The sequence below is a fragment of the Kribbella sp. NBC_00662 genome, assembly GCF_041430295.1.
Classification (GTDB): Bacteria; Actinomycetota; Actinomycetes; order Propionibacteriales; family Kribbellaceae; genus Kribbella.
Map to the genome: position 1 here is coordinate 5,390,026 of NZ_CP109029.1, position 24,145 is coordinate 5,414,170.

Here is a 24,145-nt window from a genome sequence, read left to right on the forward strand (position 1 = left end):
GGGCCCGATTCAGGGATGACACGCATTTGACGGCTGAGATGAGCGGCGCTGGATTCCGGCGCGGCTCCGGCCTGCTCTGCGTGGAAGAGGATCCTTGTGCTGGATGCGTTTCGTACTGCCCGTTTTTCGCTGGTCGATGCCGTCCGAGTCGCGCCGGGGTGGTTGGCGGCGTACTCGATGCTGCAACTGATCCTGGCGTTTCTGCCGGGTGCGCAGGTTGTGCTGATCCGCTCGCTGGTCGACGGCGGCGGTACCTGGGGACCGTTGCTGGGGCTGACGGTCGTGGTCGGCGCGATGTACCCGATCACCCAGGTGTCGAACATCGCCGGCCAGCGGATGATGCTGCGTCTGCGGCTCGATTATCGCGTCGAGCTCGCGCACGCGGCGGCGCGGCTGAGTCCGAGTCGGTTGGCCGACCCGGGCGTGGTCAGGGACCTGGAGGCCGGTCAATCCGCGACGCATCCGATGAGTGATGTCGCGGGCAAGCCGGTGCAGGTGTTGAGCGCGGCGGTCACGTCGGTACTGCTCTGCATCGCGATCGCATCGATCAACCTGCTGTCCGGACTCCTCGTGCTCGCCGCGCTCGTGCCGACCGTGCTCGCGTTCACCTTGATCTCGCGGATGGAGGCGAAAGGGTGGCCGCGGGTCGGCGAGCACGAGCGCGCGGCGGCGTACGCGACCGAACAGCTGATCCAGCAGCGCTCGGGCACCGAGCTGGCCGTGCTCGGATCGGGCCGGAAGGTCGCCGACCTGATCGCGGACCGCCGTGCGTCGGCGACCCAGGTGCTCGACCGGATGATCAGAACGGCGATGAACTTCGAGCTGGCCGCCGCGCTGGTCACCGTGCTTCTCTTCGGCGGAGCGTTGGTTGCACTGGTGGTCGGCGGCGCGAACGGGGGAGCAGCCGCCGCGGCTGTTGCCGGCACGATCACCGGTCTCAACGCGATCCGTCAATGCGGGTACGCATTCGGCAGCATCGTCACCGCGGCCCCACAAGCCATGATCTACAGGCGTTTCGTCCGCAGCGTGCCGCCCGCCGCCCGCCAGACCGTCGTACCGAAGGTCGAGTCGGTCGCCCTCGAGCACGTCACCTTCAGGTACGGCGACAAGCCCGTACTGCGCGACGTGTCCATCGAGGCGCGTCGCGGCGAACTGGTCGCGCTGGTCGGCGTCAACGGTGCTGGGAAGTCCACCGCGATCAACCTGCTCGTCGGCAGCCTGAGTCCCGACTGCGGGCGGGTCCTGATCGACGGCAAGGATGCCGCCGACCTGAGCGAGGCCGAGCGGCTCGGGTACTTCGGCCTGCTGGTCCAGGAATTCGGCCGCTTCGAGTTCACCCTCCGCGATGCCGTCGCGCTCGGATCCCCGGATCCGGTGAGCGACCGAGCAGTGCACACCGCACTCGCGGACACATTCGCAGCCGGCCTGCCCCTCGACACGCAGTTGGGTCAGCAATGGGGCGGTACCGGCATCTCTGGTGGCCAATGGCAACGACTTGCCCTGGCCCGGATCCGCCTCCGCGACGCCGGTGTCTGGATCCTCGACGAACCCACGTCGGCCATCGACGCGGAAGCGGAACGCGAGATCTTCGCCGACCTTCGCCGTACCAGACAGGCCCGGATCACGATCGTCGTCTCACACCGCGCCTGGACGCTGCGTGAGATGGATCGCATCTATGTCATCGACGGCGGCACGGTGGTGCAGGAAGGAACCTACCCCGAACTGATGGCCCGGCAAACCGGCCGCTTCGCCCGGCTGTTCGCCGCCCAGCAGGAGTGAGCGACCACTGCGTGCAAGCGTTCGAATACTCGGTGCAGGGATCGACTGCGCATTTGTGAGCACATGACCAAATTGCTGTGATCTCGCTTGTCATCTGATGACTCTGGCGGACTGATCTGATTAAGTGTGTGCTCGCTCCGTGAGGAACGGCTGGTCATCTGAGGTCTTGGCAAAGTAACGCCTACGTTACGCGCCGCCGCTTTGTGCCTGACAACGTTGACATGCGCAGTTTCGACCAGCCACCATGACGCTTGATCCGCCCGCCTAGCGGCCCTCCCGCCGAGGAAGTTGGTTTGACCGTGCGACGTCTGACTGGGGTAGTGGGGGCGGCACTCGGCTTAGCGCTGGTGCTCGCCTCATGTGGAGACGGCAAGAGCAGCGACAGCGGCTCCGGTGGTGGCGCGAAGAGCGAAGTCATCGCGATCGCCGCCGACCCGCTGGAGTACATCAACCCGTTGAACGAGAACGGCAGCCCGGGTATCCAGGTCGCGATGGCGATGTTCGCGCCGCTCGTGACCACGGACCCGAACACGGGCAAGCTGCAGAACGTGATGGCCGACTCGGTCACGCCGGACAAGACCAGCCAGACCTGGACCATCAAGCTGAAGCCCGGCAACACCTTCCAGAACGGCCAGCCGGTCACCGCGAAGGACTACGTCGACAGCTGGAACATGACGGCCGAGGGCTCGAACGCCTGGAAGAACAACGGATTCTTCTCCAAGGTCGACGGGTACGACGCGCTGAACCCGCCGACCGCGGACGGCGCCACGCCGAAGCCGACGGCGGTGAAGACGCTGAGCGGGCTGAAGCAGGTCGACAACCTGACCTTCACCGTGAAGCTCAAGGTGCCGTTCTCGCAGTTCGGTCTGACCCTGCAGTACCTGGGCCTGGCCCCGCTGCCGGAGGAGGTCCGCAAGAACCCGGATGCCTACAAGCGCAAGCCGATCGGCAACGGCCCGTACAAGCTGGCCGCCGACTGGAACGCCGGTGACGACATCAAGCTGGCCAAGTGGGACGGCTACAAGGCTTCGGCCGCGCCCGAGGCCGACTCGATCACGTACCGGTTCATCCCGAACGCGGACACGGCGTACAACGAGTTCCTGGCCGGCAACGTCGACTTCACCGACGTGCCGTCGACCAAGGTCAAGAGCTTCAAGACCGACGCGCCCGACCAGTGGGTGACCAGCGTCAGCTCCGGCGCGAATTATCTGGTGTTCCCGGCCTGGGACCCGCGGTACAAGAACCCGAAGCTGCGGCACGCGTTCTCGGAGGCGATCGACCGTAAGGCCTTCGCCGACCTGGTGGGCCTGTCCGACCCGGCCAAGGGCCTGATCGCGCCGGACATCAACGGCTACCGCGCCGACGCCTGCAAGTACTGCGACTTCGACGCCACCAAGGCCAAGCAGCTGCTGCAGGAGGCCGGCGGTTTCTCCGGCGTCGTCAACATCAGCTACAGCACCACGTCCGCGACCGGGCAGATCTTCGCCGAGGCGATCGGCAACATGCTCCGGCAGAACCTGGGCCTGCAGGTGAAGTACACCGGCAAGCAGGGATCGGAGATCACCGAGCTGGCCGACAGCCGCAAGCTGGACGGTCTGCGGTTCGGCGGCTGGGGTCACGACTACCCGTCGATCGAGGACTACCTGACGCCGATGTTCAAGTCCAACGGTGACGCGAACTTCGCCGGTTACAGCAACCCGGCGCTGGACGCCCTGCTGGCCAAGGGTGACGCCGAGCCGGACCAGGACAAGGCGATCAAGCTGTACCAGCAGGCCGAGGACATCGCGCTCGAGGACATGCCGCTGATCCCGCTGTACACCAAGTCGAACGCGTACCTGCACTCGGCCAAGATCGAGCCGCGGGTGTCGAAGTACGTCGGTGTCTCGGCGCTCTGGGCCACGTTCAAGTGATTCGTTTCGTCGCTCGCCGCGTCCTCGCGGCGATCCCGATCGGACTGGTCGTCACGCTGGGGGTCTACGCGCTCGTCTTCGCGATGCCCGGAGACCCCCTGCGTGAACTGGCCGGCGACAAGCCGATCCCGGCGGCCGTGCTGGCGGCCAAACGGGCCCAGTTCCACCTCGACGACCCCTTCATCGTCCAGTACCTGCTGAGCATGAAGGACATCCTCACCGGCCACTTCGGTACGACGTTCGCCGGCGCCGACATCGCCGATCAGCTCCGGCTCCGGATCCCGGTCACGCTGAAGCTGACGCTGCTGGCGAACGCCTTCCAGTGGACGCTCGGGCTGTTCTTCGGCATCTACGCCGGGTTCAAGCGCAACGGCTGGGTCGACCGGTCGTTGCTGCTGACAACATTGGTGCTGCTCGCGGTCCCCGGACTGGTGGCGTACTTCGCCGCGCAGTACCTGTTCGGGGTCGAGCTGAAGTGGTTCCCGGTGTCAGGTGTGCTCGAAGGGTTCCCGAGGTCGTATCTGCTGCCCGCGTTGGTGATCGGCGTGCTCGGGTTCGCCGGACTGGCCCGGCTGCTGCGGACGTCGATCGTGGAGACGGTCAACGCGGACTTCGTGAAGACCGCGCGGGCCAAGGGACTGGGGGAGCAGCGGGTGCTGTGGCGGCACATCCTGCCGAACGCGCTGCTCCCGGTGATCACGTTCATCGGGCTCGACCTGGCCGGCATGTTCGGCGGCGCGATCATCACCGAGAGCATCTTCAACCTGCCCGGGCTCGGTCAGTTCATGTTCCAGGCGATCAAGCTGAAGGAGGGCGGGGTCGTGGTGCTGCTGTCGACGCTGGCCTTCATCTCGTTCATCGTGATCAACCTGCTGGTCGACGTGCTGTACGGCGTCGTGGATCCGAGGGTGCGCAATGTCTGACGTCCAACAGATCACCGCGGCCGTCGGCGCCGAGGCGCAGGAGCTCGGCGACGGCCGCACCCTGTCCAACCGCGAGCTGCTGCGGGCGTTGCTGCGCAAGCCGCAGTTCGTGCTGTGCAGCCTGCTGCTGCTGACGTTCTTCACGATGGCGGCGGTGCCGAAGCTGTTCACGTCCGCCGATCCGCGGTTCTGCGAGCTCGCCAAGAGCCGCCAGAGCCGCGGCCCGGGGCATCCGTTCGGCTTCGACATCCAGGGCTGCGACTACTTCGCCAACGTCATCTACGGCGCCCGTCCGTCGGTGCTGGTCAGCATCTGCGCGAGCTTCGGCGTCTTCATCCTGGCCGGCTCGCTGGGTCTGCTGGCGGGGTACTTCCCCGGCTTCGTCGACGGCCTGATCTCGCGGACCGCCGACGTGCTGTTCTCGATCCCGGGCATCGTCGTGCTGATCGTGATCCTGAACTCCGTTCAGAACCGGAGCATCTGGATCATCGTCGGCGTCATCTTCCTGATCGGCTGGCCCGGCGGCATGCGGCTGATGCGCGCCACGGTGTTCTCGGTCCGCAACCGCGAGTACGTGCTCGCGGCCCGGTCGATCGGAGTGCCGCCGCTCCGGATCCTGCGCAAACACGTGTTCCCGAACGCGATGGCGCCGCTGCTGGCGATGACCACGCTCGGTATCGGCGGGATGGTCGGGCTGGAGGCCGCGCTGACGTTCCTCGGTGTGGGTCTGCAGCCGCCGTCGATCTCGTGGGGTTCGCAGTTCGGCGTGGCTGCGTCGTACCGCGACACCCCGCACCTGTTCATCTGGCCGGCGTTGTTCATCTCCACGATGACGATCTCGTTCATGATCATCGGCGACTCGATCCGGGACGCCCTCGACCCGAAACTTCTGCGATGACTATTGGCGAAGTACTTCTCAAGGTCGAAGACCTCACTGTCGAGTTCGACACGCCCCGCGGGCCGGTGCGCGCCGTCGACGGCGTCTCGTGGCAGGTGCGGGCGGGGGAGACCCTGGCGATCCTCGGCGAGTCCGGGTCGGGGAAGAGTGTCTCGACCCAGGCCCTGACCGGGATCCTCGAGATGCCGCCCGGCCGGATCCTGAAGGGTACGGCGGAGTATCGCGGCGCCGACCTGATCCAGATGACAACCAAGGAACGGCGGCGGATCGTCGGGGACCGGATCACGATGGTGTTCCAGGACTCGCTGTCCGCGCTGAACCCGGTGCAGTCGGTCGGCACCCAGATAGCGGAGTGCTACCGCGTCCACCGCGGCATGTCGAAGCGCGAGGCGCTCAAGAAGGCCGCCGAGATGCTCGACCAGGTGCGGATCCCGGCCGCGGCGAAGCGGGTGAACGACTACCCGCACGAGTTCTCCGGCGGTATGCGGCAGCGCGTGATGCTGGCGATGGCGCTCGCGCTCGATCCCGACGTACTGATCGCCGATGAGCCGACCACGGCGCTCGACGTGACCGTGCAGGCCCAGATCCTCGAGCTGATCGCGGAACTGCAGGCCGAGCGGCAGATGGGCGTCGTGCTGATCACCCACGACCTCGGTGTGGTCTCGGACGTCGCCGACAACGTCGTGGTGATGTACGCCGGGCACGTGGTCGAACGCGCCGCCACGGCGGAGGCGCTCGAGCATCCCGTACACCCTTACACCGAAGGGCTCCTGGGCTCGATGCCGTCGGCGGACCTGAAGGGTCAGGAGCTGCCGACGATCCCCGGTACGCCGCCGTCGCTGCGGGCGATCCCGTCCGGTTGCGCGTTCCGGACCCGGTGCCCGATCGCGATCGACGACTGCGCCAACGAGGTGCCGCCGTTGCTGACAGTCGCTCCAGGACGTGATGCGGCCTGCATCCGCCGTACGTCGATCGAGGCCAGGGAGGCGGTCTGATGGCCGACGAGTTGCTGGTGGCAACGAATGTCGTGAAGCACTACGACATCAGCCCGGCGCTGAACTTCGGCGCCAAGACCCTGGTCCGCGCCGTCGACGGCGTCGACCTCACGCTCCGCAAGGGCGAGTCGCTCGGTATCGTCGGCGAGTCCGGCTGCGGGAAGTCCACGCTGGTCCGGCTGCTCGCCGCCCTGGAGAAGCCGACCGCGGGACAGATCGAGTACAACGGCGTCGACGTCAGCAAGCTGAAGGGCCGCGAGCTGCGGCAGTGGCGGCGCAACGTCCAGGTCGTCTTCCAGGACCCGTACTCGAGCCTGAACCCGCGGATGCGGGTCGGCGAGATCGTCGGCGAGCCGTTCCTGGTGCACCCGGACGTCGGCAAGGGGATCGACATCCGGTCCAAGGTCCGCGAGCTGCTCGAGCTGGTCGGTCTGCGGCCCGAGGACGAGACGAAGTTCCCGCACCAGTTCTCCGGCGGCCAGCGGCAGCGGATCGGGATCGCGCGGGCGATCGCGCTCAATCCCGACGTACTGCTGTGTGACGAGCCGGTGTCGGCGCTCGACCTGTCGGTCCAGGCGCAGGTGGTGAACCTGTTGATGCGGCTGCAGCGTGAGCTTGGTCTCAGCATCATCTTCGTCGCCCACGACCTGTCCGTGGTCCGGCACGTCTCCGACCGGGTCGCGGTGATGTACCTCGGCAAGGTCGCCGAGCTGGGCGAGCACCAGCAGGTGTACGACGTACCCGCGCACCCGTACACGCAGGCGCTGCTGTCGGCGGAGCCCGGTCTGGCCCGGAAGGGCCGGGAGCGGATCGTGCTGGCCGGTGACCCGCCGTCGCCGGTGATGCCGCCGTCCGGATGCCGGTTCCACACCCGCTGCCTGCGGGCCGAGGCGAGGTGCAGCACCGACGTACCCGAGCTGCGGAAGATCCGGTCCGGGCAGACCGTTTCGTGCCATTTCGCCGAGAATGCGCAGAGCGCCTACTCCCCGGCGTGAGTAATAGGCGTCAGTAATAGCTGTTGAGTGATGGCCTAGGGTGGCGGCCGTGGGTGTTTCCTCGGCGAGCAGGCGAACAGTGCTGCTCGTAGGGGTGATCGTGGTCGCCGGCGGGCTGGCGGCGTGGTGGATCCTGACCGCGGGCCGGGCCGCCAACGAGGGCTTCGACATCACCGATGAGGGTTATTACCTGCTGTCCTACCGGTGGTGGGACAGCAACCCGCTCGCGCTGACCGGCGTGCAGTACCTGTACGGCCCGATCTTCGAGTGGTTCGGGTACAACATCGACCGGTTGCGGTTGTTCCGGCTGTTCACTGTGATCGTCGTCCATCTGCTCTTCGGCTACAGCTTCATGCGCTGGCTGCGCGGACGCCGTCCGGGGATGCCCTCGACGAAGCTCTGGGAAGTGGCCGGGATGGCGATCATCCTGGCCGCGGGCGGGATGTGTTACGCCTGGCTGCCGCAGTCGCCCGGGTACAACGATGTGGTCCTGCTCGGTGCACTGACCTTGGTGTCCTGCGTGCTGTGGATGGCGACGGCGGTCGATCGCGGCCGGCCGGTGCCGTTCTGGGTGCCAGTCGTCGCTGGCCTGGTGATCGGCGTCATGGTGCTGGCGAAGTGGACCTCGGTCGTGGTGATCGGGCTGATCGTCGTCGCCGCGGTCGTCGTCCTGGCCGGTCAGGGCCGGCGGGCCGTTGCCCGAGGCATCCTTTTTGCGGTGGCCGGGGTCGCGGTGGTGGCGGTCGTCGTCCAGCTGTTCGTGGTCCGGCTGAACGTCGCGGTGCCGGGCATCCTGACCGTCAACAGGTTCATCGCGGGTACGTCGTACTCGCCGGGCGAACTGTTGCAGTTCTACTGGACGAGCGGCATCAGACTGCTCGGTCAGACCCTGCGCGACCACGGCCTCCTGCTGTTCGCGACCGCACTCACCGTCGTCGCCCGCTGGCGCTGGCTCCGCCTGGCCGCCGCTGCCCTGGTACTCGTCGCGCTGGTCCTGTCGGTACGACGAGTCGTTGTCGACGGCGGCGCCATCGGCGGATCGCAGCACACCGCGACGTACGCCGTGACGCTGCTGGCCGCCGTACTCGTCGCGGTGGTGGCTGCCGCCGGCGCGGTGATCGCGCACCGGTTCGGAGTGACCGAATGCTCGCGACTGAGCCGGGAGAACACGCGCACCTGGGTGATCCTCGCTCTGCTCGTCCTGCTGCCGCTGGTGCAGGCGTTCGGGACGAACACCGCGCTCTACACGATCGGGTTCAACGCGTTCGCCGCCTGGGCCGCGGTGATGATCGCGGTGCTCACGGGGATCTGGGCCACACCGATCGCGGCGCGGGTGACGCTCGGACTCGTTCTGGTCGGATCGCTGGTTGCGACCGCTTCGATCGCTTACACCGGGATGTTCCGGTACCCGTACCGTTCGCCCGGGCATTCCCAGCTCACCGCGGCGTCGAAGCTGCCCGCGTTGAAGGGCCTGTACCTGTCGCCGGCCGCTGAGCAGAACTACACCCAGTTGGCCGCCGACCTCCGCCCGTACACCGAGCCCGGCGGACGGCCGATACTGGCGTTCGACAAGATGGCCGGCCTGGTGCTGATCCTGGGTGGTAAGCCGCTCGGCGAGGCGTGGATCGCGCCGGCGGAGCGTGCCCGGACCGCGGCCGGTATCGAGGAGGTCTGCCGGAAGGGCCGTCCGGAGCGAGCGCCGCTGATCATCCTGAACCGGCAGATCTCGGACTCGGAGACCACCGCGCTGCAGTCCTGCGGGCTGAACTTCCATGCCGACTACGAACAGCTCGCACCGCCCCGGCAGACGATGGGGCTGCAGGTCTGGGTGCCCAAGGCCGAGCGGGGCGCCCGGTCCCGCGGATGAGATCCTGTTCCCCACGAATCCGGACAGGAAGGGTGCGCATGATCAAGGTCGGTGTGCTGGGGGCCAAGGGCAAGATGGGCGCTCAGACGTGCCTCGCGGTCGAGGAGGCCGCCGACTGTGAGCTGGTCGCGCGGCTCGACCAGGGCGACGAGCTCGACGAGCTGGTCAAGGCCGGCGCCGAGGTGGTCGTCGACTTCACCCGGCCCGAGGTCGTGATGGACAACCTGGCCTGGTGCATCGAGCACGGCATCAACGCGGTCGTCGGCACCACCGGGTTCGACGAGGAGCGGCTGGCCACACTGCGTTCGCAGCTCGCGAGCAGCCCGTCCACCGGCGTGCTGATTGCACCGAACTTCTCGATCGGCGCGGTCCTGATGATGCAGTTCGCCGCGAAGGCCGCGCCGTACTACGAGTCGGTCGAGATCGTCGAGCTGCACCACCCCGACAAGGTCGACGCCCCGTCCGGTACCGCACGCCGTACGGCGGAACTCATCGCGGACGCGCGCCGGGAGGCCGGATCCAAGCCGATCCCGGACGCGACCACGACCGCGCTCGACGGCGCCCGCGGCGCGGACGTCGACGGCATCCGGGTGCACGGCGTCCGGCTCCGCGGCCTGATCGCGCACCAGGAGGTCCTGCTCGGCGACGAGGGGGAGACCCTCACGATCCGCCACGACTCGATGGCCCGCACGTCGTTCATGGCCGGCGTCCTCCTCGGCGTCCGCAGCATCGGCAACACCCCCGGCCTGACCGTCGGTCTAGAGCACTTCATGGACCTCGCCTAGATGACTCTGTTCATGCCGCGACTCCGTCGCGGCGGGTCACGGGGCTGTGACTCCCGGCCTTCCCTCGTCGCTCCGGTCGCTTCGCTCCCTGCGCTCCTCAGTCCAGGCCGGGAGGCCCCGTGACCGGCAAGCGGACGGCGATCCTGCTCGCGGTTGTCTTCGTCGCGTACGCCGTTCTGCTTGGCTGGCGCGGGGTGCTGCTGATTGGGACCGGTGACCCGGTCGCGATCGTGCTGGGGATCGCCGTTCTCGTCATCCCGGTGCTCGGTGCGTACCTCGTGTGGCGCGAGCTGCAGTTCGGCCGGCAGACCGAAGTACTGGCGCGTGAGCTGGAGGCGTCCGGCGGTTTGCCGGTCGACGATCTGCCGCGACGGCCGTCCGGGCGGATCGATCGAGCGGCCGCCGACGAGGCCTTCGGCAAGTACAAGGCCGAGGCGGAAGCGGCCCCCGACGACTGGCGCGTGTGGTTCCGGTTGTCGACGGCGTACGACGCGGCAGGGGACCGGAAACGCGCCCGCGCGACCATGCGGGCGGCGATTTCGCAGCACGACAAGACGCCGTGAGTTACTTGGGAGTTAGCTGCAAAGGTCCCGTGAACACTGACAACGCGGTGCAGAACGGGATACCTTCAAGAAGGTACGTGGCAGCCGCCACGTAAAGGTCGGAGACTGGGTGGGGCCGTCCTGTGCCATCAGAAGGGTCTCGCCGCGGCTCGGACGACGTGCAGGGGGCCGGATTCGGTGGCCTGTTGCGTCGGCACCGGCGTGAAGCCGGGCTGTCGCAGGAGGCATTGGCCGAGCGGGCTGGTCTGAGCGTCGACGCGATCGCGGCGTTGGAGCGCGGGCGCCGGCGTGCGCCGCGGGCGCACACGCTGCGTCTGCTCGCTGACGCGCTGCGACTCGGCGATCCCGACCGCTCCCGCCTGACCGCGGCCGCGCGGAAAGAGGCGGACACCACCCGTACGCCGATGCGGCAGCCACCCGCGCCGACGAACGAGCTGATCGGCCGCACGACCGAGCTTGCCGCCACGACCCGCCTGCTGGGCCAGCGAATCACGCGTTTGCTTACGCTGACCGGACCGGGCGGTGTCGGCAAGACCAGACTCACCCTCGCGGTGGCGAACGAGGTCGGGGACAGCTTCCAGGACGGCATCTGCTGGGTGCCGCTCGCGTCGCTGACAGACCCGGCCGGCGTCGTACCGGCGGTTGCTGCGGCCGTCGGCCTGCATCCGCTCGAGAGCACCCGGCTGGTCGAGGAGATCGCCGAGCAGATCGGCCGGAGCACGATGCTGCTGGTCTTCGACAACTGCTCGCACCTGGTCGCGACGGTCGGTCAGATCAGCGCAGCGTTGCTGGAGTACTGCCCGAACCTGTCGATCCTCGCGTCGAGCCGCGAGCTCCTCCGACTCCCGGGCGAAAGGGTGTACGTCGTACCGGCGCTCTCGTTGCCCCATGACCAGGACCAGCTGGCGACCTCGGAGGCCGTCCGGCTCTTCGTCGATCGAGCGACTGCGCGCGGCTACGACACGACCGGGCAGCTTGATCAGGTCGCCCGAGTCGTCCGCCGGCTCGAAGGCATGCCGCTCGCGATCGAGCTGGCCGCTGCGCGCACGAACGTGATGACGATCGAGGAGCTGGCCTCCGAGCTCGAAACGTCGTTCGGCATCCTGGCCGGCGGTTCGCGGACCGCCTCACCACGCCAGCAGTCGATGTACGGCGCGATCGAGTGGAGCCATGCCCTGCTCACGCCGGCCGAGCGGGAAGTCTTCGCCCAGCTGTCGGTGTTCGTCGGCGGGTGGACGCTGAATGCGGCCGCGACGGTCATGTCCGGGCAGGCGCATCCCGGTCCGCTGGAGCGGGCTGAAGCGCTCGACCTCACCGGACGGCTGGTCGACAAGTCATTGATCCGGGTGACCCGGCGGCGTGGCGTCACGCGGTACTACATGCTTGCCGTCATCCGTGAGTTCGCCGCCGACCGGCTGGTCGCCGTGGGCCGGACGGACGAGGCGGCCGAGCGGCACGCGCAGTTCTACATCAGTCTGGCCGAAGAGGCCGAGGAGCAGCTGCGCGGTCCGGCGCAGGAGGAGTGGCTCGACCGGCTGGAGAACGAGCTGGACAACCTGCGGGCCGCGATGGCGTGGGCGCTGCGGACCAGCTCGCCCGCCCCGGCCCTGCGCCTGTCGGCCGGCCTGTGGCTGTTCTGCTCGATGCACGGCCACTACGCCGAAGGCAGCCGATGGCTGGAGCGGGCGCTGGCGCTCGGCGACTCGCTGCCCGCTGACCTGATGGCCGAGCTGTCTCCGGCGTGTGCGAAGGCCAACCTGGGCGCCGGGACGCTGGCGTTCCTGCAGTGCGAGTACGACGCCGCGACCGACCGCTTGCAGACGGCCCTGCGCCAGTACAAGGAGCTGGACGACCCCGTCGGTACTGCGCTCGTGCTGCAGCGGCTGGGTGGAGTTGCTCGCGAGCGCGGGGACTACGGCGCCGCAGAGGACCTGCACTGTGAGAGCTACGACCTCTACGAGGGCCTCGGTGACCGGGCCGGGATGGCCTGGGCGCACAACCACCTCGGCTTCGTCGCCTGGCTCCGCGGCGACCTGGACATCGGTGCGCGCCGGTGCCAGCGCGCCCGCGATGCCTTCCGGATCGTCGGCGACGGCGAAGGTCTCGCCTGGTCGCTGATCAGCCTCGGCGCGATCGCGCAGTACCGCGGTGAGTTGGTCGAGGCGGAGGACCTGTTGCAGGAGAGCCTCGCGCTGTCGCAGCGGCTCGGGTACCGCGAGGGTGTGGCGTGGTCGCTGAACCAGCTCGGCATCATCGAGCGGCGTCGCGGCTACACCGAGCGCGCCGTACACCTGCTGGACGAGAGTCTTGCCGAGCATCGTGATCTGGGCGATCGGTGGCGGTCGGCCAGTGTGCTCGAGGAACTGGCAGCGGTCGCGCAGCAGCGCGAGCGGAGCGAGTACGCCGCGTTCCTGCTCGGTGCGGCGGACGGAGTCCGCGAGGTCATCCGCGCGCCTGTGCCGGTGATCGAGAAGGCCGACTGCGAGGCCACGCGAGCCGCGGTCGAAGCGGCGCTGGAACGGCGAGCCTTCCGGACCGCCTGGTCGGCCGGGCGGGCCGCGCCACTGGCCGCGGTGGCCGACGGCTATCCGCCACCCGGCGGCGCTGCGGCCGACTCACCGACGCTGACCTGAATCCCGACCTGCAACCGGACCTGAACATGCCTCGCGAGGCACCACGACCTGGGGGATCGACGGTGCCCCGCGAGGGATCTGGAGGCGCGGGCGCGTGTTCGTGACCCGGCCGGCTGTGCCTTTTCTGTCTGACCCCCCAGGCAGTCCCCCCACCTCACAGCCGGCCGAAGCCACGTCCGCGATGGTCACCGGTCATCGAGCCCTCCCAGTCGACGACCGGTCCTCCGCGCTGACTCAAGGCTGCCGTTATCACGCTGTGTCAGACAGGGACGGAACCCTGACATCGCCCTGACAAATATGTCCTGACAACGAAAGCAGCGACCGGAATTCGCCGATGGTGACCGGAATCTGTCCGTGCGTAGGCAATTCAGTGCAGATATCCGGAAACGGCTTTTGTGAATCCGGCGATCCGCCGTAAAGGAGTTTCCCTGCTGTAGCCGTCGCCGGCGCCGTCGAGGCTGGGCATCAGCTTGGCCGGCGCCGGGATGCCTTCGCCGGCGCAACTGACATCCTTGGCCGGCGCCTTCCCGGTGGTGAGGAACGTGTTGACGATCCGGTCCGCGCAACGGTTCACGCCGCCGTACACGCCGTGGTCGCCTTCATTGGTGATGGTCAGCAGCCGCGAGCCGGCGTACCGGCTGTGGGCCGAGACGGCGAGGCCGTAGCTGGTTGCCGGGTCGTGCACCGACTGCACCATCAGCGTTGTGGGCAAGCCTTTGCCGGTCGGCGTCGGCATGGTGAGGTTCGGGCGGTTCCAGTAGAAGCACGGGTTCTCGGTCATCGTCCAGCCGATCAGCGGGAAGTGCGGACCGAGGCGCGCGGCCAGCTGTGCGCCGGTCTCGGGACCCTGCGGCCAGGGCGTGTCGTTGCAGGTGATGGCGTTGAACGTCGCGTCCTCGGAGTCAACCGCGCCGAACGTCCGGAGCCCGACCGGTGCGCGGTTGGCGCGCTGCACGAGCTGCTGCTGGCGAGCCATGGAGAGGCCGTCGACCTGGCGCTGCGCGGCCTGCGGGCCGCCTTTTGCCTGCGCCTCGGAAAGGTCGCGGATAAATGCCATATCTATAGCAAGTGAATAGAAGTCGAGCTTTGTATACATATCGTTGGAGATCATCATGTCCAACGCGTTCTGGTCGTACGTCACCTGAACTGCCGCGTCCAGGAACTCCTCGACCGCGGGCCGTTCCTTCAGCGCCCGCCGCAGCCGCTCGTAGGTCCGGATGACTGCGCTGGGTGACGAACCGAGGTGCAGTTGGTCGTCGTACTTCGCCGCCCACGGCGCGAAGTCCTCCCGGAACCGGCGCTCGAACGCCTGCGGCTGGCTGACGAACGTGTCGAACCAGGTCTTGGTGAAGTCGGTGTTCGAGTCGAGCACGAACCGGCCGACGTGCTCGGGGAAGTAGGTCTGGTAGTACGCGCCCAGCCAGGTGCCGCCGGAGTACCCGACGTAGTCGATCTTGTCGAAGCCGAGCAGCTGCCGGATCAGGTCCATGTCCTGCACGGTCTGCGCGGTCGTGATGTAGGGGAGCAGGCCGCGGGACTGGCGGTCGCAGTACGGCTTGACCATGGCCGAGGCCTCGGTGATCAGCGCCTGGTTCGCGGGATCACGGTCGCGGGCGTCCATCGTGTAGCCGGGGCTCCCGTCGCAGCTGACGTTCGTGCTGCCGCCGGTGCCGCGCGGGTCGAAGCCGACGGTGAGATGGTCCTTGGCGAGCGGCGCCTGGCTCGCGAGGTACGGCGCCATGCCGAGGCCGGCGCCGCCCGGTCCGCCCGGGTTGCCGAACACGACCCGGCTGGGCTTGCCCTTGGCCGGTGCGACCTTGCTGACCGCGATCTGGAGATCGTTCCCGGAGTACTGGTTGGCCCAGTCGCGCGGGACGGTGATCTTCGCGCAGTACGTGCGGAACTCGGGTTCACCGCACTGGATCCAGTCGGGTCTTTGCTCGAGGTACTTGTTCGCCACCTGATGCGGCTTGTCGACGACGGTCGCCGTCCGCATCGAGGCGGTGGCCCCGGACCCCGGTACGACGAGAACGGCTGCAGCGGAAATGCCCAGGCCGACGGCCAGGGTCAGGTACTTCATGCAGAACTCCAGCGGATGGCGTTACGTGATCGGACCGTGACAATCTGTCATGCCCGCTGCACGTGGTCGAGCACCACCCCCGGCTCGTCGCCGATCGGCAAGCTGCTAAGCGGCACCTGGATCGGTGTGCAACCGGATCTGCTTGATCCGGACCGACTCGTCGCCGTACAGATCGAGCTCGCGGTGTGCGCCGTCCGGAGCCCAGCCGGCTTCGGTGTAGAAGGCGCGGAGGACGTCGTCGGTGGAGTTGACCCAGACGGTCAGCCGGCTGAAGCCGTCGGCGCGGATCGTGTCGACGACCGCGTTCAGCAACCGGGAGCCGTGGCCCGCCCGGGTCGCGTCCGGCTCGACCGCGAGCTCGGCGATCACCGCGTCGCGCTGCGGGTCGGCGTCCGGGTCGTCGGACGGCGTGATGGCCGCGAAGCCGACCAACGTCCGGCCGGCCAGCGCGACCATCACCCGGTTCCGTGCCTCACCCGGCGCGAGCAGCGCGGCCCGCCACTGGGCTGCGAACTGCGCCGGGTTCAGGTCTGCGAGGACATCGGCCGGCAGCAGTCCGGCGTACGCCGAGCGCCAGGCCGCGACCTGGATCTCGCCGATCTCGTTCGCCTCCGCCGGCAGCGCGAGCCGCACGCTCGTCTCGGCCACCGGGGTCTCTCCGGACTGTCCGGAGAGATCGGAGAGGTTGGCGGGTTCCGGTACGCCGAAGTCACTCATGTCGCTCATCCTCGCAAGTCAGTACACGAGCCGCCGCAGCAGGGTCTCGGCCGGCCCGCGGTAGGAACGCTTGCTCATCGCGTAGGCGCCGACGACGGAGACGATCCAGACCCCGATCGCGACCAGCGCCGCGGTGTACGCCGTACTGCCGAACCGGAGGTCCAGCGTGAACGGCGCCAGCAGGACCAGCCACGACACCGACTGGAACAGGTAGCCCGACAGCGACCGCTGGCCGAGTGCGGAGATGGCGCGAACCGGCAGCGAACGCTTGCTGATCCGGGCGACGAGGAGACCGAACAGGGCGACGTACCCAGGGCCGCCGAACATCCCGCTCACGTGGGACAGGTAGTCGACCGAACCGACGGCCGACTCGTCGACGTGCAGCCAGCCGGCGCCGACCAGTGCGAGCGGCAGACCGCCGAGGACGGTGATACCGAGACCGATCGAGGCGACCGAGACCAGCAGGGTCTTGTGGGCGGCCGGGTTCTCCAGGATCTGCTTGCGGGCGGCCCAGATCCCCAGCCAGACGATGACGATGAAGCCCAGCACGCTGGCGAAGTGCATCGGGTACTCGTGCAGCCGGTCGACCATGCTCGCGAAGTACGACGTTGCGGCCAGCGACGGGTTCGGATCGTTGGTCAGCGCGTGCGCGGGACCTGAGCTGTTGAGCACGGCGACCAGCGCCTTGGCTCCGAAGACGAGCACCTCGACCGCCATGAACGCCCAGATGGCGAGGACGATCCGATGGAACTTGTCGCCGCGGTTCAGCAGGAACAGTGTGCAGACGATGCCGACGACGCCGTACGCGCCGAGGAAGTCGCCGAAGTACAGCAGCGTCGCGTGCACCAGGCCGAACGCGACCAGCCAGCCGTTGCGCTTGAGCAGGATCCGCCGTACGGCGCTCGGCGTCGCGCCCGAGTTCCGCTGCCGGCGGGCGAGCTGGACGAGGCCGTAGCCGAACATCACCGCGAAGACCGGGTACGCGCGGGCGTCGACGAAGGTGAGTTTGAGGAAGTTCAGGATGCGCTCGAAGCCGTGCGGCGCGCTCTCCACGCCGGGCTGGCCGGCGAAGGCGAAATTCGCGCTGTTGGCCAGGCCGATCAGCAGCAGCATCGCGCCGCGGATCAGGTCGGGAGCCAGGGCTCGTTCTTTGCCGGTGACCGGTCCGCGATGATCGACGGCCGGGAGGGTGGTGGTGGTCACGGGGTCCTCCGGGAAACTGTGTAGGGCTTGAGCTGTTGTCTCCATCCTCGCGACGCGGGCGGGGCCTCCCCAGAGCGCTGAATCCACTTCCCGGGTGGGTCCAGCACCACCTTTGTGACACTTGTTGTTGATTCTGAGAAAAACTGTCACATATGGTGGGGGTATGGACTTCCAGGCGACCATCGACGCCGACGGCCGGATCGAGCCGCGGGACGCGATGCCGGACGGGTATCGCAAGACCCTGATCCGGCAGATCGCGCAGCACGCGCACTCCGAGATCATCGGCATGCAGCCCGAGGGCAACTGGATCAGTCGCGCGCCGTCGCTGCGCCGCAAGGCGATCCTGATGGCCAAGGTGCAGGACGAGGCCGGCCACGGTCTCTATCTGTACGCCGCCGCCGAGACGCTCGGGGTCGATCGGGCGGATCTGCTCGACCTGCTGCACAGCGGCCGGCAGAAGTACTCGAGCATCTTCAACTACCCGACGCTGACCTGGGCCGACATCGGCGCGATCGGCTGGCTGGTCGACGGCGCCGCGATCGTCAACCAGGTCCCGCTCTGCCGCTGCTCGTACGGGCCGTACGCGCGGGCGATGGTGCGGGTGTGCAAGGAGGAGTCGTTCCACCAGCGGCAGGGGTTCGAGATTCTCTACACGCTCTGCAACGGGACGCCCGACCAGAAGGCGATGGCGCAGGACGCGCTCGACCGCTGGTGGTGGCCGTCGCTGATGATGTTCGGCCCGCCGGACACCGCGTCCACGCACTCCGAGCAGTCGATGGCGTGGGGGATCAAGCGGCACAGCAACGACGAGCTGCGGCAGCGGTTCGTCGACATGACCGTTCCGCAGGCCGACGTACTCGGCCTTCGGGTTCCTGACGACGGGCTCGTCTACGAGGACGGGCACTACCGCTTCACCGAGCCCGACTACACCGAGCTGTACGACGTTGTGAAGGGCAACGGTCCCTGCAACCAGCAGCGGTTGGCGCATCGCGTGAAGGCGCATGAGGACGGCGCCTGGGTGCGCGAGGCCGCGGCTGCTTATGCAGCCAAGAAGGAGGCTCGGGCCGCATGATCGAGCCGCTGTGGGAGGTCTTCGTCCGCTCGCGTCGCGGGTTGTCGCACACGCATGTCGGCAGCCTGCACGCGCCCGACGCGACGATGGCGCTGCGGAATGCGCGCGACGTCTACACACGCCGGCAGGAAGGCGTGTCGATCTGGGTGGTGCGGACGTCCGACATCACCGCGTCTTCGCCGGACGAGAAAGACGAGTTCTTCGACCCGGCCGGTGACAAGGTCTACCGGCATCCGACCTTCTACGAGGTCCCGGAAGGTGTCGAGCACCTGTGAACGACTTGTTCGTCTACACACTCCGGCTCGGTGACGACGCGCTGATCTCCGCGCAGCGCACCGCCGAGTGGATCGCGGCCGCACCTCAGCTCGAGGAGGATGTTGCCCTCGGCAACATCGGGCTGGACCAACTGGGCCAGGCGCGGTCGCTGCTGCAGTACGCCGGTTCGATGGACGGCCGCACCGAGGACGAGCTGGCGTACTTCCGGGACGAGCGCGAGTTCCTGAACCTGCAGCTCTGCGAGCTGCCCAACGGCGACTTCGGCTTCGCGATGGCGCGGTTGCTGTACTTCGCGACGTACCAGCACCTGTTGTACGACGAACTGCGCTTCTGCGCCGACGAGACGCTGGCGGGTGTCGCGGGGAAGGCGGTCAAGGAGGTCGCGTACCACGTCGACCATGCGACGCAGTGGGTGCTGCGGCTCGGCGATGGGACGGACGAGAGCCATCGCCGTATGCAGGCCGGTCTCGACGCCCTCTGGCCGTACACCGCGGAACTCTTTGAGTCCGACGACCTGGTGCAGCGCTTACCGGTCGCGGTAGACCCTTCGACGCTCCAGGACGCTTGGCTCGATCGAGTGCTGGCCGTCATCGACGAGTCCACCTGCGAGCGGCCCACGTCGTCGTACCAGCACACCGGCGGACGGCTCGGGCGTCACACCGAGCACATGGGCTATCTGTTGGCCGAGCTGCAGCATGTAGCGCGATCGCATCCGGGTGCGACATGGTGACCGACGCCGCGATCCTCGAGGCCGTCGGAGAGGTCGCGGACCCCGAGGTCCCGGTCCTGACGATTGCCGACCTCGGCGTACTGCGCGGTGTCCGCCACGATGGCGACGAGGTCGTCGTGACGATCACCCCGACGTACTCCGGCTGCCCCGCCATGGACCTGATCCGCCACGAGGTGGAGCTGACGCTTCAGTCCTTGAACGTCGACGGCCGGGTCGAGACCGTCCTCTCGCCGGCGTGGACCACCGACTGGATGTCCGAGGCAGGCAAGGCGAAACTCGTCGACTACGGCATCGCCCCGCCGTCAGCGTCCGGACCGGTGATGCTGCGGTTGAGCGTTCGCTGCCCGCTCTGCGGTTCCCCGGACACAACCGAGCTCAGCCACTTCGGCTCCACGTCCTGCAAATCGCTCTGGCGCTGCAACACCTGCCGCGAACCCTTCGACCACTTCAAATCCCTGTGAACAACAAACACAGCAAGGCGATCTGAATGACGACTGTCGCCCCCCGCCGCCGCGCGACCTTCCACCCGTTGAACGTCGCCGCGATCGACGCGATCACCGACGACTCGGTCGCGATCACGTTCGCCGTACCGCCCGAGCTGGCGGACGAGTACGAGTTCACCGCCGGCCAGCACCTCACCATCCGCCGCAGCGGCGAGGAGGTCCGCCGGAGCTACTCGATCTGCTCCCCGGCCGATTCCGGCGTACTGCGGATCGGCGTGAAACGGATCCCCGGTGGCGAGTTCTCGGCGTACGCGGCACAGGAGCTGAAGGTCGGCGACGAACTCGAGGTGATGACACCCCTCGGCCGGTTCGGCACGACCCTCGATCCCACCCAGACGAAGCACTACGTGTTCGTCGCCGCGGGCAGCGGGATCACGCCGGTGCTCTCACTCGTCGCCACGATCCTCGCCGTCGAGCCGACCAGCCGCGTCACACTGCTCTACGGGAACCGCACCGCGGGCTCGGTGATGTTCGCCGACGAGCTCGCCGACCTGAAGGACCGGTACGCCGAACGCCTCCATCTCGTCCACGTCCTCTCGCGCGAGACGACCGAGGTCGAGCTGTTCAGCGGACGGCTCGACGCGGACCGGCTCAAGCGGATGTTCGCGACGATCCTGCCGCTGGACTCCGTCGACGAGTGGTTCCTCTGCGGTCCGTACGCGATGGTGGTCGCCGCCCAGGAACTCTTGCTGGGCGAAGGTGTGCCGCGCGAACACGTGCACGCCGAGCTGTTCCATGTCGGCGACGAGGCACCGAAGGCCCCGGTCGAGCAAACGACCACGGACGAGGACGCCGCCCAGGTCACGATCATCCTCGACGGCCGCCGTTCGACGTTCCCGCTGGGCGAGCATTCGAAGGCTGTCCTCGACGCGACCCTCGCCGTACGCTCCGACGCCCCCTTCGCCTGCAAGGGCGGCGTCTGCGGCACCTGTCGCGCCAAGGTCCTGGACGGCTCGGTGACGATGGACACCAACTGGGCCCTCGAACCCGACGAACTCCGCGCCGGCTACGTCCTCACCTGCCAGTCCCACCCGACCACCCCGACGGTAACCCTCGACTTCGACGCCTAGCCCCTGCCTCTGCGCTCCCGCGATGGGTTCACCCACCCCGTGGCGGGTTCCCCACCCGGAGTCCGGGGCGGGAACCCACCACAAGATGGGTGGACCCATCGCGGGGCGCGGGACGGGCGAGCAATGGGACGGGGGAGGGCGGGTCAGTCGGTGCCGGACTCCATCGCGGCGCGGTCGAGGAGCTCGTCCTCTTCGGTGGCCTCGCCGCGGGAGGCGATGGCTTCGGCGCCGCCGGTCGGGAGTTCGCCGATGAGGTCGGTGGAGGAGGCGAGCGCCGGGTTGGACGAGCCGAACATGCCGAGGCCGGCGTACTGCTCCAGCTTCGAGCGGGAGTCGGCGATGTCCAGGTTCCGCATCGTCAGCTGACCGATCCGGTCGACCGGGCCGAACGCCGAGTCCTCGATCCGCTCCATCGACAGCTTGTCCGGGTGGTAGCTGAGCGCCGGGCCGGTGGTGTCGAGGATCGAGTAGTCCTCACCCCGCCGGAGCCGGAGCGTGACCTGGCCGGTGACCGCCGTACCGACCCACCGCTGGAGCGACTCGCGCAGCATCAGCGATTGCGGGTCGAGCCAACGACCTTCGTACATCAGCCGCCCGAGCCGGCGGCCCTCGTTGTGGTAGTTCGCGATCGTGTCCTCGTTGTGGATCGCGTTCACCAGCCGCTCGTACGCCGAGTGCAGCAGCGCCATCCCCGGCGCCTCGTAGATACCCCGGCTCTTCGCCTCGATGACGCGGTTCTCGATCTGGTCGGACATGCCCAGGCCGTGCCGGCCGCCGATCGCGTTCGCCTCCAGCACCAGATCGACCGCGGAGCCGAACTCCTTGCCGTTGATCGTCACCGGCCGGCCCTGCTCGAACCCGATCGTGACGTCCTCGGTCTCGATCACGACGGACGGGTCCCAGTGCTTCACGCCCATGATCGGGTCGACGGTCTCGAGCCCGGTGTCGAGGTGCTCGAGCGTCTTCGCCTCGTGGGTGGCGCCCCAGATGTTCGCGTCGGTCGAGTAGGCCTTCTCGGTGCTGTCCCGGTACGGCAGGCCGTGGGCGACCAGCCACTCGGACATCTCTTTCCGGCCGCCGAGCTCGTGCACGAACTGCGCGTCCAGCCACGGCTTGTAGATCCGCAGCTGCGGGTTCGCCAGCAGGCCGTAGCGGTAGAACCGCTCGATGTCGTTGCCCTTGAACGTCGACCCGTCGCCCCAGATCTGCACGTCGTCGTCGAGCATCGCCCGGACCAGCAGCGTGCCGGTCACGGCCCGCCCGATCGGGGTGGTGTTGAAGTACGTCCGGCCGCCCGACCGGATGTGGAACGCACCGCAGGCCAGCGCCGCGAGCCCTTCCTCGACCATCGCCGAGCGGCAGTCGACCAGGCGGGTGATCTCCGCACCGTACGCCGTCGCACGGCCCGGCACCGACTCGATGTCAGGCTCGTCGGCCTGCCCGAGATCGGCGGTGTACGTGCACGGGATCGCACCCTTGTCCCGCATCCACGCAACCGCAACCGACGTATCGAGACCGCCTGAGAAGGCAATCCCGACCCGCTCACCGACCGGCAAAGACGTAAGCACCTTGGACACAGGAAAAGTATGCACCCACCTGCATGATTATGCAAAACAGGCCTCACGGATGTTGTCAGCGTGGCTGCTGGGGCTGGTGGGGTGTGGCGGGGGAGGATTGGGCTGACTGTGAGGGGAGTGAGGCTCCGGATGATGGGGCGGTCGCATGCGTTGTCGGGGTGGTGCGCCGGGCTGGCGGTCGCGCCGTTGGTCGGGTTGACGTCAGTGGCGGAGGTGGTGCCGTTCGCGGCGGCGACCGCCGGGTACGCGTTGCTGCCGGATCTCGATCACCCGGGGGCGAGTGCCTCTCGGCTGCTCGGTCCCGTGACCAGGCTGGTCTCAGGAGCGGTACGGGCGTTCTCCGGCGTGCTCTACAACCTGACCAAGGGGCCGCGCGACGAGGACAGCACCGGCAAGCACCGTCACGCGACCCACACGCTCGCCGCGGCGATCCTGCTCGGCTTCCTCGCCGCGAACCTCGGCGACCGCGGCAAGTGGGCGGTCCTCGCCGTCGCCGTGACCGGGCTAGTACTGGCGGCCGACGCGCTGGGGGACTGGATCATCCTGGCGGTCCTCGCCACGGCCGGCTGGTCCGTCGTCGGTACGGCTGATCCGCTCACCCCGCTTCCCGGCACGGCAGCAGCAGACGCAGTACAAGCAGGTCTGTCGCAGATCGGCAGCTGGATAGGTGTCGCGGTCGCGCTCGGCATGTTCGTCCACTGCCTCGGTGACAGCCTGACCCGCTCCGGCTGCCCGTGGCTCTGGCCGCTCCCGATCCGCGGCGAGACCTGGTACGAACTCCGCCTCCCACGCCCCTTCCGCTTCAGCACCGACAGCTGGGTCGAGCGCCTGGTGATCGCCCCGCTCCTCCTCATCGCCGGCGTACTCCTACTCCCCGGCGCTCTCCCCGCCCTCCACAACCTGTTCGCCGCAACCTCGATCTGGCTGGCCGGTCAGTCCTGAACCTGCCCGTTCAGGTACGACGCCACGCCACGCGACTCGAGCGCCGCCGCGAACCGCCGTTGATTCCGTTCGCCCGGCCATGCCTCCAGGAAGAACAGCGGCAACGCCAGCACGGCGCCGATCAGCACCACCCAGAAGCTCTCCGCGACGAACGCCACTGCGACCGAGACCAGGAACACGCCCTCGCACAACGCGAACCGCAGGTAGGTGGACGTGGTGAACCGGCTCCAGGAATCTTCCTCGACCTCGGCCGCCGTGCGGTCGGAGTACTCGAGCGGAGAAGTGCGGAAGCCGACCAGTTCACAGCACGAGTAGGCGCCGACGGCAGCCGCGAGCACCACGAGCGGCGCCCAGGTGGCCGGGAACTCACCGACCCCGTCCACGGCCAGAACGAACCACATCGCGAGAGTGATCACAGGGATTGCGCAGGCCATTCCGGCACAGACCATAACGAGGCTTTGCCGGGCGGTCGGGGTGGCATCAGGTGTCGACACGCCGGTCAGGGTAAAGCATCGGAAGTCACAGTGAATGGACGGACTGCGGTCATCCGATCACGTAGAGTATTTGCAGAAGTTTTTCCGGACTTTTTTCGTAGAAGCTGTAACGACTGCTGGGCGGGCCCCGATA

The 24,145-nt window shown here is 68.0% G+C and carries 21 protein-coding genes; 16 read left to right on the forward strand and 5 right to left on the reverse strand.

Features of this window, described 5'->3' with window-relative positions:
* The first annotated feature begins 96 nt into the window (after window positions 1–96).
* The 10 genes from OHA10_RS26915 to OHA10_RS26960 all read left to right on the forward strand — a co-directional run bounded on the left by OHA10_RS26915 (window position 97) and on the right by OHA10_RS26960 (window position 13,348).
* Window positions 97–1,779 (forward strand): ATP-binding cassette domain-containing protein, encoded by a 1,683-nt coding sequence (locus OHA10_RS26915; RefSeq protein ID WP_371401537.1) that lies wholly within the window; start codon window positions 97–99, stop codon window positions 1,777–1,779.
* 299 nt (window positions 1,780–2,078) lie between these two features.
* A complete protein-coding gene (locus tag OHA10_RS26920) occupies window positions 2,079–3,689 on the forward strand; it encodes an ABC transporter substrate-binding protein (RefSeq protein ID WP_371401538.1) in 1,611 nt (536 codons plus the stop codon).
* Window positions 3,686–4,612 (forward strand): ABC transporter permease, encoded by a 927-nt coding sequence (locus OHA10_RS26925; protein WP_137254587.1) that lies wholly within the window; start codon window positions 3,686–3,688, stop codon window positions 4,610–4,612. Before OHA10_RS26920 ends, OHA10_RS26925 begins: the two co-directional genes overlap by 4 nt.
* Window positions 4,605–5,510: an ABC transporter permease gene (locus tag OHA10_RS26930; RefSeq protein ID WP_371401539.1), complete on the forward strand. Its 906-nt coding sequence runs from the start codon at window positions 4,605–4,607 to the stop codon at window positions 5,508–5,510. The genes OHA10_RS26925 and OHA10_RS26930 overlap by 8 nt, the downstream gene beginning before the upstream one ends.
* The gene (locus OHA10_RS26935; RefSeq protein WP_371401540.1) at window positions 5,507–6,505 is read left to right on the forward strand and encodes an ABC transporter ATP-binding protein; all 999 of its coding nucleotides are present in this window, start codon (window positions 5,507–5,509) and stop codon (window positions 6,503–6,505) included. The genes OHA10_RS26930 and OHA10_RS26935 overlap by 4 nt, the downstream gene beginning before the upstream one ends.
* Window positions 6,505–7,500, forward strand: a complete 996-nt coding sequence (locus OHA10_RS26940) for an ABC transporter ATP-binding protein (protein ID WP_371401541.1) — start codon at window positions 6,505–6,507, stop codon at window positions 7,498–7,500. Before OHA10_RS26935 ends, OHA10_RS26940 begins: the two co-directional genes overlap by 1 nt.
* Before the next feature lie 79 nt (window positions 7,501–7,579).
* A complete protein-coding gene (locus OHA10_RS26945) occupies window positions 7,580–9,367 on the forward strand; it encodes a hypothetical protein (protein ID WP_371401542.1) in 1,788 nt (595 codons plus the stop codon).
* Window positions 9,368–9,405: 38 nt separating this feature from the next.
* Entirely contained in the window at window positions 9,406–10,152 is a 747-nt protein-coding gene (dapB, locus tag OHA10_RS26950) for a 4-hydroxy-tetrahydrodipicolinate reductase (RefSeq protein WP_371401543.1), read from the forward strand.
* Window positions 10,153–10,271: 119 nt separating this feature from the next.
* Window positions 10,272–10,715 carry a hypothetical protein gene (locus OHA10_RS26955; RefSeq protein ID WP_371401544.1) on the forward strand — a complete coding sequence of 148 codons (444 nt, stop codon included), beginning with the start codon at window positions 10,272–10,274 and terminating at the stop codon, window positions 10,713–10,715.
* Window positions 10,716–10,837: 122 nt separating this feature from the next.
* Window positions 10,838–13,348, forward strand: coding sequence for a tetratricopeptide repeat protein (locus tag OHA10_RS26960; RefSeq protein ID WP_371401545.1), 2,511 nt, complete (start codon window positions 10,838–10,840; stop codon window positions 13,346–13,348).
* 367 nt (window positions 13,349–13,715) lie between these two features.
* Here the strand turns inward: OHA10_RS26960 and OHA10_RS26965 are convergent, their stop codons facing one another.
* The 3 genes from OHA10_RS26965 to OHA10_RS26975 form a co-directional block, all read right to left on the reverse strand.
* On the reverse strand, window positions 13,716–15,428 hold the full coding sequence (locus OHA10_RS26965; protein WP_371401546.1) for an alpha/beta hydrolase: 1,713 nt from the start codon (window positions 15,426–15,428) through the stop codon (window positions 13,716–13,718).
* Window positions 15,429–15,533: 105 nt separating this feature from the next.
* The gene (locus OHA10_RS26970) at window positions 15,534–16,145 is read right to left on the reverse strand and encodes a GNAT family N-acetyltransferase (RefSeq protein WP_371401547.1); all 612 of its coding nucleotides are present in this window, start codon (window positions 16,143–16,145) and stop codon (window positions 15,534–15,536) included.
* 18 nt (window positions 16,146–16,163) lie between these two features.
* The gene (locus OHA10_RS26975; RefSeq protein ID WP_371401548.1) at window positions 16,164–17,348 is read right to left on the reverse strand and encodes a DUF418 domain-containing protein; all 1,185 of its coding nucleotides are present in this window, start codon (window positions 17,346–17,348) and stop codon (window positions 16,164–16,166) included.
* A gap of 163 nt (window positions 17,349–17,511) precedes the next feature.
* On the opposite strand from OHA10_RS26975, the gene paaA reads away from it, so the two are divergent.
* From paaA to paaE, 5 genes are read left to right on the forward strand one after another with little or no spacing between them, the layout of a single operon-like run.
* On the forward strand, window positions 17,512–18,420 hold the full coding sequence (gene paaA / locus OHA10_RS26980) for a 1,2-phenylacetyl-CoA epoxidase subunit PaaA (RefSeq protein WP_371401549.1): 909 nt from the start codon (window positions 17,512–17,514) through the stop codon (window positions 18,418–18,420).
* Window positions 18,417–18,695, forward strand: coding sequence for a 1,2-phenylacetyl-CoA epoxidase subunit PaaB (gene paaB / locus OHA10_RS26985; RefSeq protein ID WP_371401550.1), 279 nt, complete (start codon window positions 18,417–18,419; stop codon window positions 18,693–18,695). The genes paaA and paaB overlap by 4 nt, the downstream gene beginning before the upstream one ends.
* Window positions 18,692–19,426, forward strand: a complete 735-nt coding sequence (gene paaC, locus OHA10_RS26990; protein ID WP_371401551.1) for a 1,2-phenylacetyl-CoA epoxidase subunit PaaC — start codon at window positions 18,692–18,694, stop codon at window positions 19,424–19,426. Before paaB ends, paaC begins: the two co-directional genes overlap by 4 nt.
* On the forward strand, window positions 19,420–19,887 hold the full coding sequence (paaD, locus tag OHA10_RS26995) for a 1,2-phenylacetyl-CoA epoxidase subunit PaaD (protein ID WP_371401552.1): 468 nt from the start codon (window positions 19,420–19,422) through the stop codon (window positions 19,885–19,887). The genes paaC and paaD overlap by 7 nt, the downstream gene beginning before the upstream one ends.
* 26 nt (window positions 19,888–19,913) lie before the next feature.
* Window positions 19,914–20,999, forward strand: a complete 1,086-nt coding sequence (gene paaE, locus OHA10_RS27000; protein ID WP_371401553.1) for a 1,2-phenylacetyl-CoA epoxidase subunit PaaE — start codon at window positions 19,914–19,916, stop codon at window positions 20,997–20,999.
* A gap of 143 nt (window positions 21,000–21,142) precedes the next feature.
* On the opposite strand, the gene argG is transcribed toward paaE, so the two are convergent.
* A complete protein-coding gene (argG, locus tag OHA10_RS27005) occupies window positions 21,143–22,576 on the reverse strand; it encodes an argininosuccinate synthase (RefSeq protein WP_371401554.1) in 1,434 nt (477 codons plus the stop codon).
* A 108-nt stretch (window positions 22,577–22,684) separates the two neighbouring features.
* Between argG and OHA10_RS27010 the strand changes: the two genes are divergently transcribed.
* Window positions 22,685–23,518 (forward strand): metal-dependent hydrolase, encoded by an 834-nt coding sequence (locus OHA10_RS27010; RefSeq protein ID WP_371401555.1) that lies wholly within the window; start codon window positions 22,685–22,687, stop codon window positions 23,516–23,518.
* Here the strand turns inward: OHA10_RS27010 and OHA10_RS27015 are convergent.
* Window positions 23,509–23,919 (reverse strand): hypothetical protein, encoded by a 411-nt coding sequence (locus tag OHA10_RS27015; protein WP_371401556.1) that lies wholly within the window; start codon window positions 23,917–23,919, stop codon window positions 23,509–23,511. The genes OHA10_RS27010 and OHA10_RS27015 overlap by 10 nt on opposite strands.
* Window positions 23,920–24,145 lie beyond the last annotated feature (226 nt).

Excerpts from the sequence above, each read along its gene's own strand:
- dapB (WP_371401543.1), top strand. The coding sequence starts at position 9,406 with ATGATCAAGGTCGGTGTGCTGGGGGCCAAGGGCAAGATGGGCGCTCAG.
- paaD (WP_371401552.1), top strand. The coding sequence starts at position 19,420 with ATGGTGACCGACGCCGCGATCCTCGAGGCCGTCGGAGAGGTCGCGGAC.
- OHA10_RS26970 (WP_371401547.1), bottom strand. The coding sequence starts at position 16,145 with ATGAGTGACTTCGGCGTACCGGAACCCGCCAACCTCTCCGATCTCTCC.
- OHA10_RS26930 (WP_371401539.1), top strand. The coding sequence starts at position 4,605 with ATGTCTGACGTCCAACAGATCACCGCGGCCGTCGGCGCCGAGGCGCAG.
- paaB (WP_371401550.1), top strand. The coding sequence starts at position 18,417 with ATGATCGAGCCGCTGTGGGAGGTCTTCGTCCGCTCGCGTCGCGGGTTG.
- OHA10_RS26965 (WP_371401546.1), bottom strand. The coding sequence starts at position 15,428 with ATGAAGTACCTGACCCTGGCCGTCGGCCTGGGCATTTCCGCTGCAGCC.
- OHA10_RS26935 (WP_371401540.1), top strand. The coding sequence starts at position 5,507 with ATGACTATTGGCGAAGTACTTCTCAAGGTCGAAGACCTCACTGTCGAG.
- OHA10_RS27015 (WP_371401556.1), bottom strand. The coding sequence starts at position 23,919 with ATGTGGTTCGTTCTGGCCGTGGACGGGGTCGGTGAGTTCCCGGCCACC.
- OHA10_RS26940 (WP_371401541.1), top strand. The coding sequence starts at position 6,505 with ATGGCCGACGAGTTGCTGGTGGCAACGAATGTCGTGAAGCACTACGAC.
- paaA (WP_371401549.1), top strand. The coding sequence starts at position 17,512 with ATGGACTTCCAGGCGACCATCGACGCCGACGGCCGGATCGAGCCGCGG.
- paaE (WP_371401553.1), top strand. The coding sequence starts at position 19,914 with ATGACGACTGTCGCCCCCCGCCGCCGCGCGACCTTCCACCCGTTGAAC.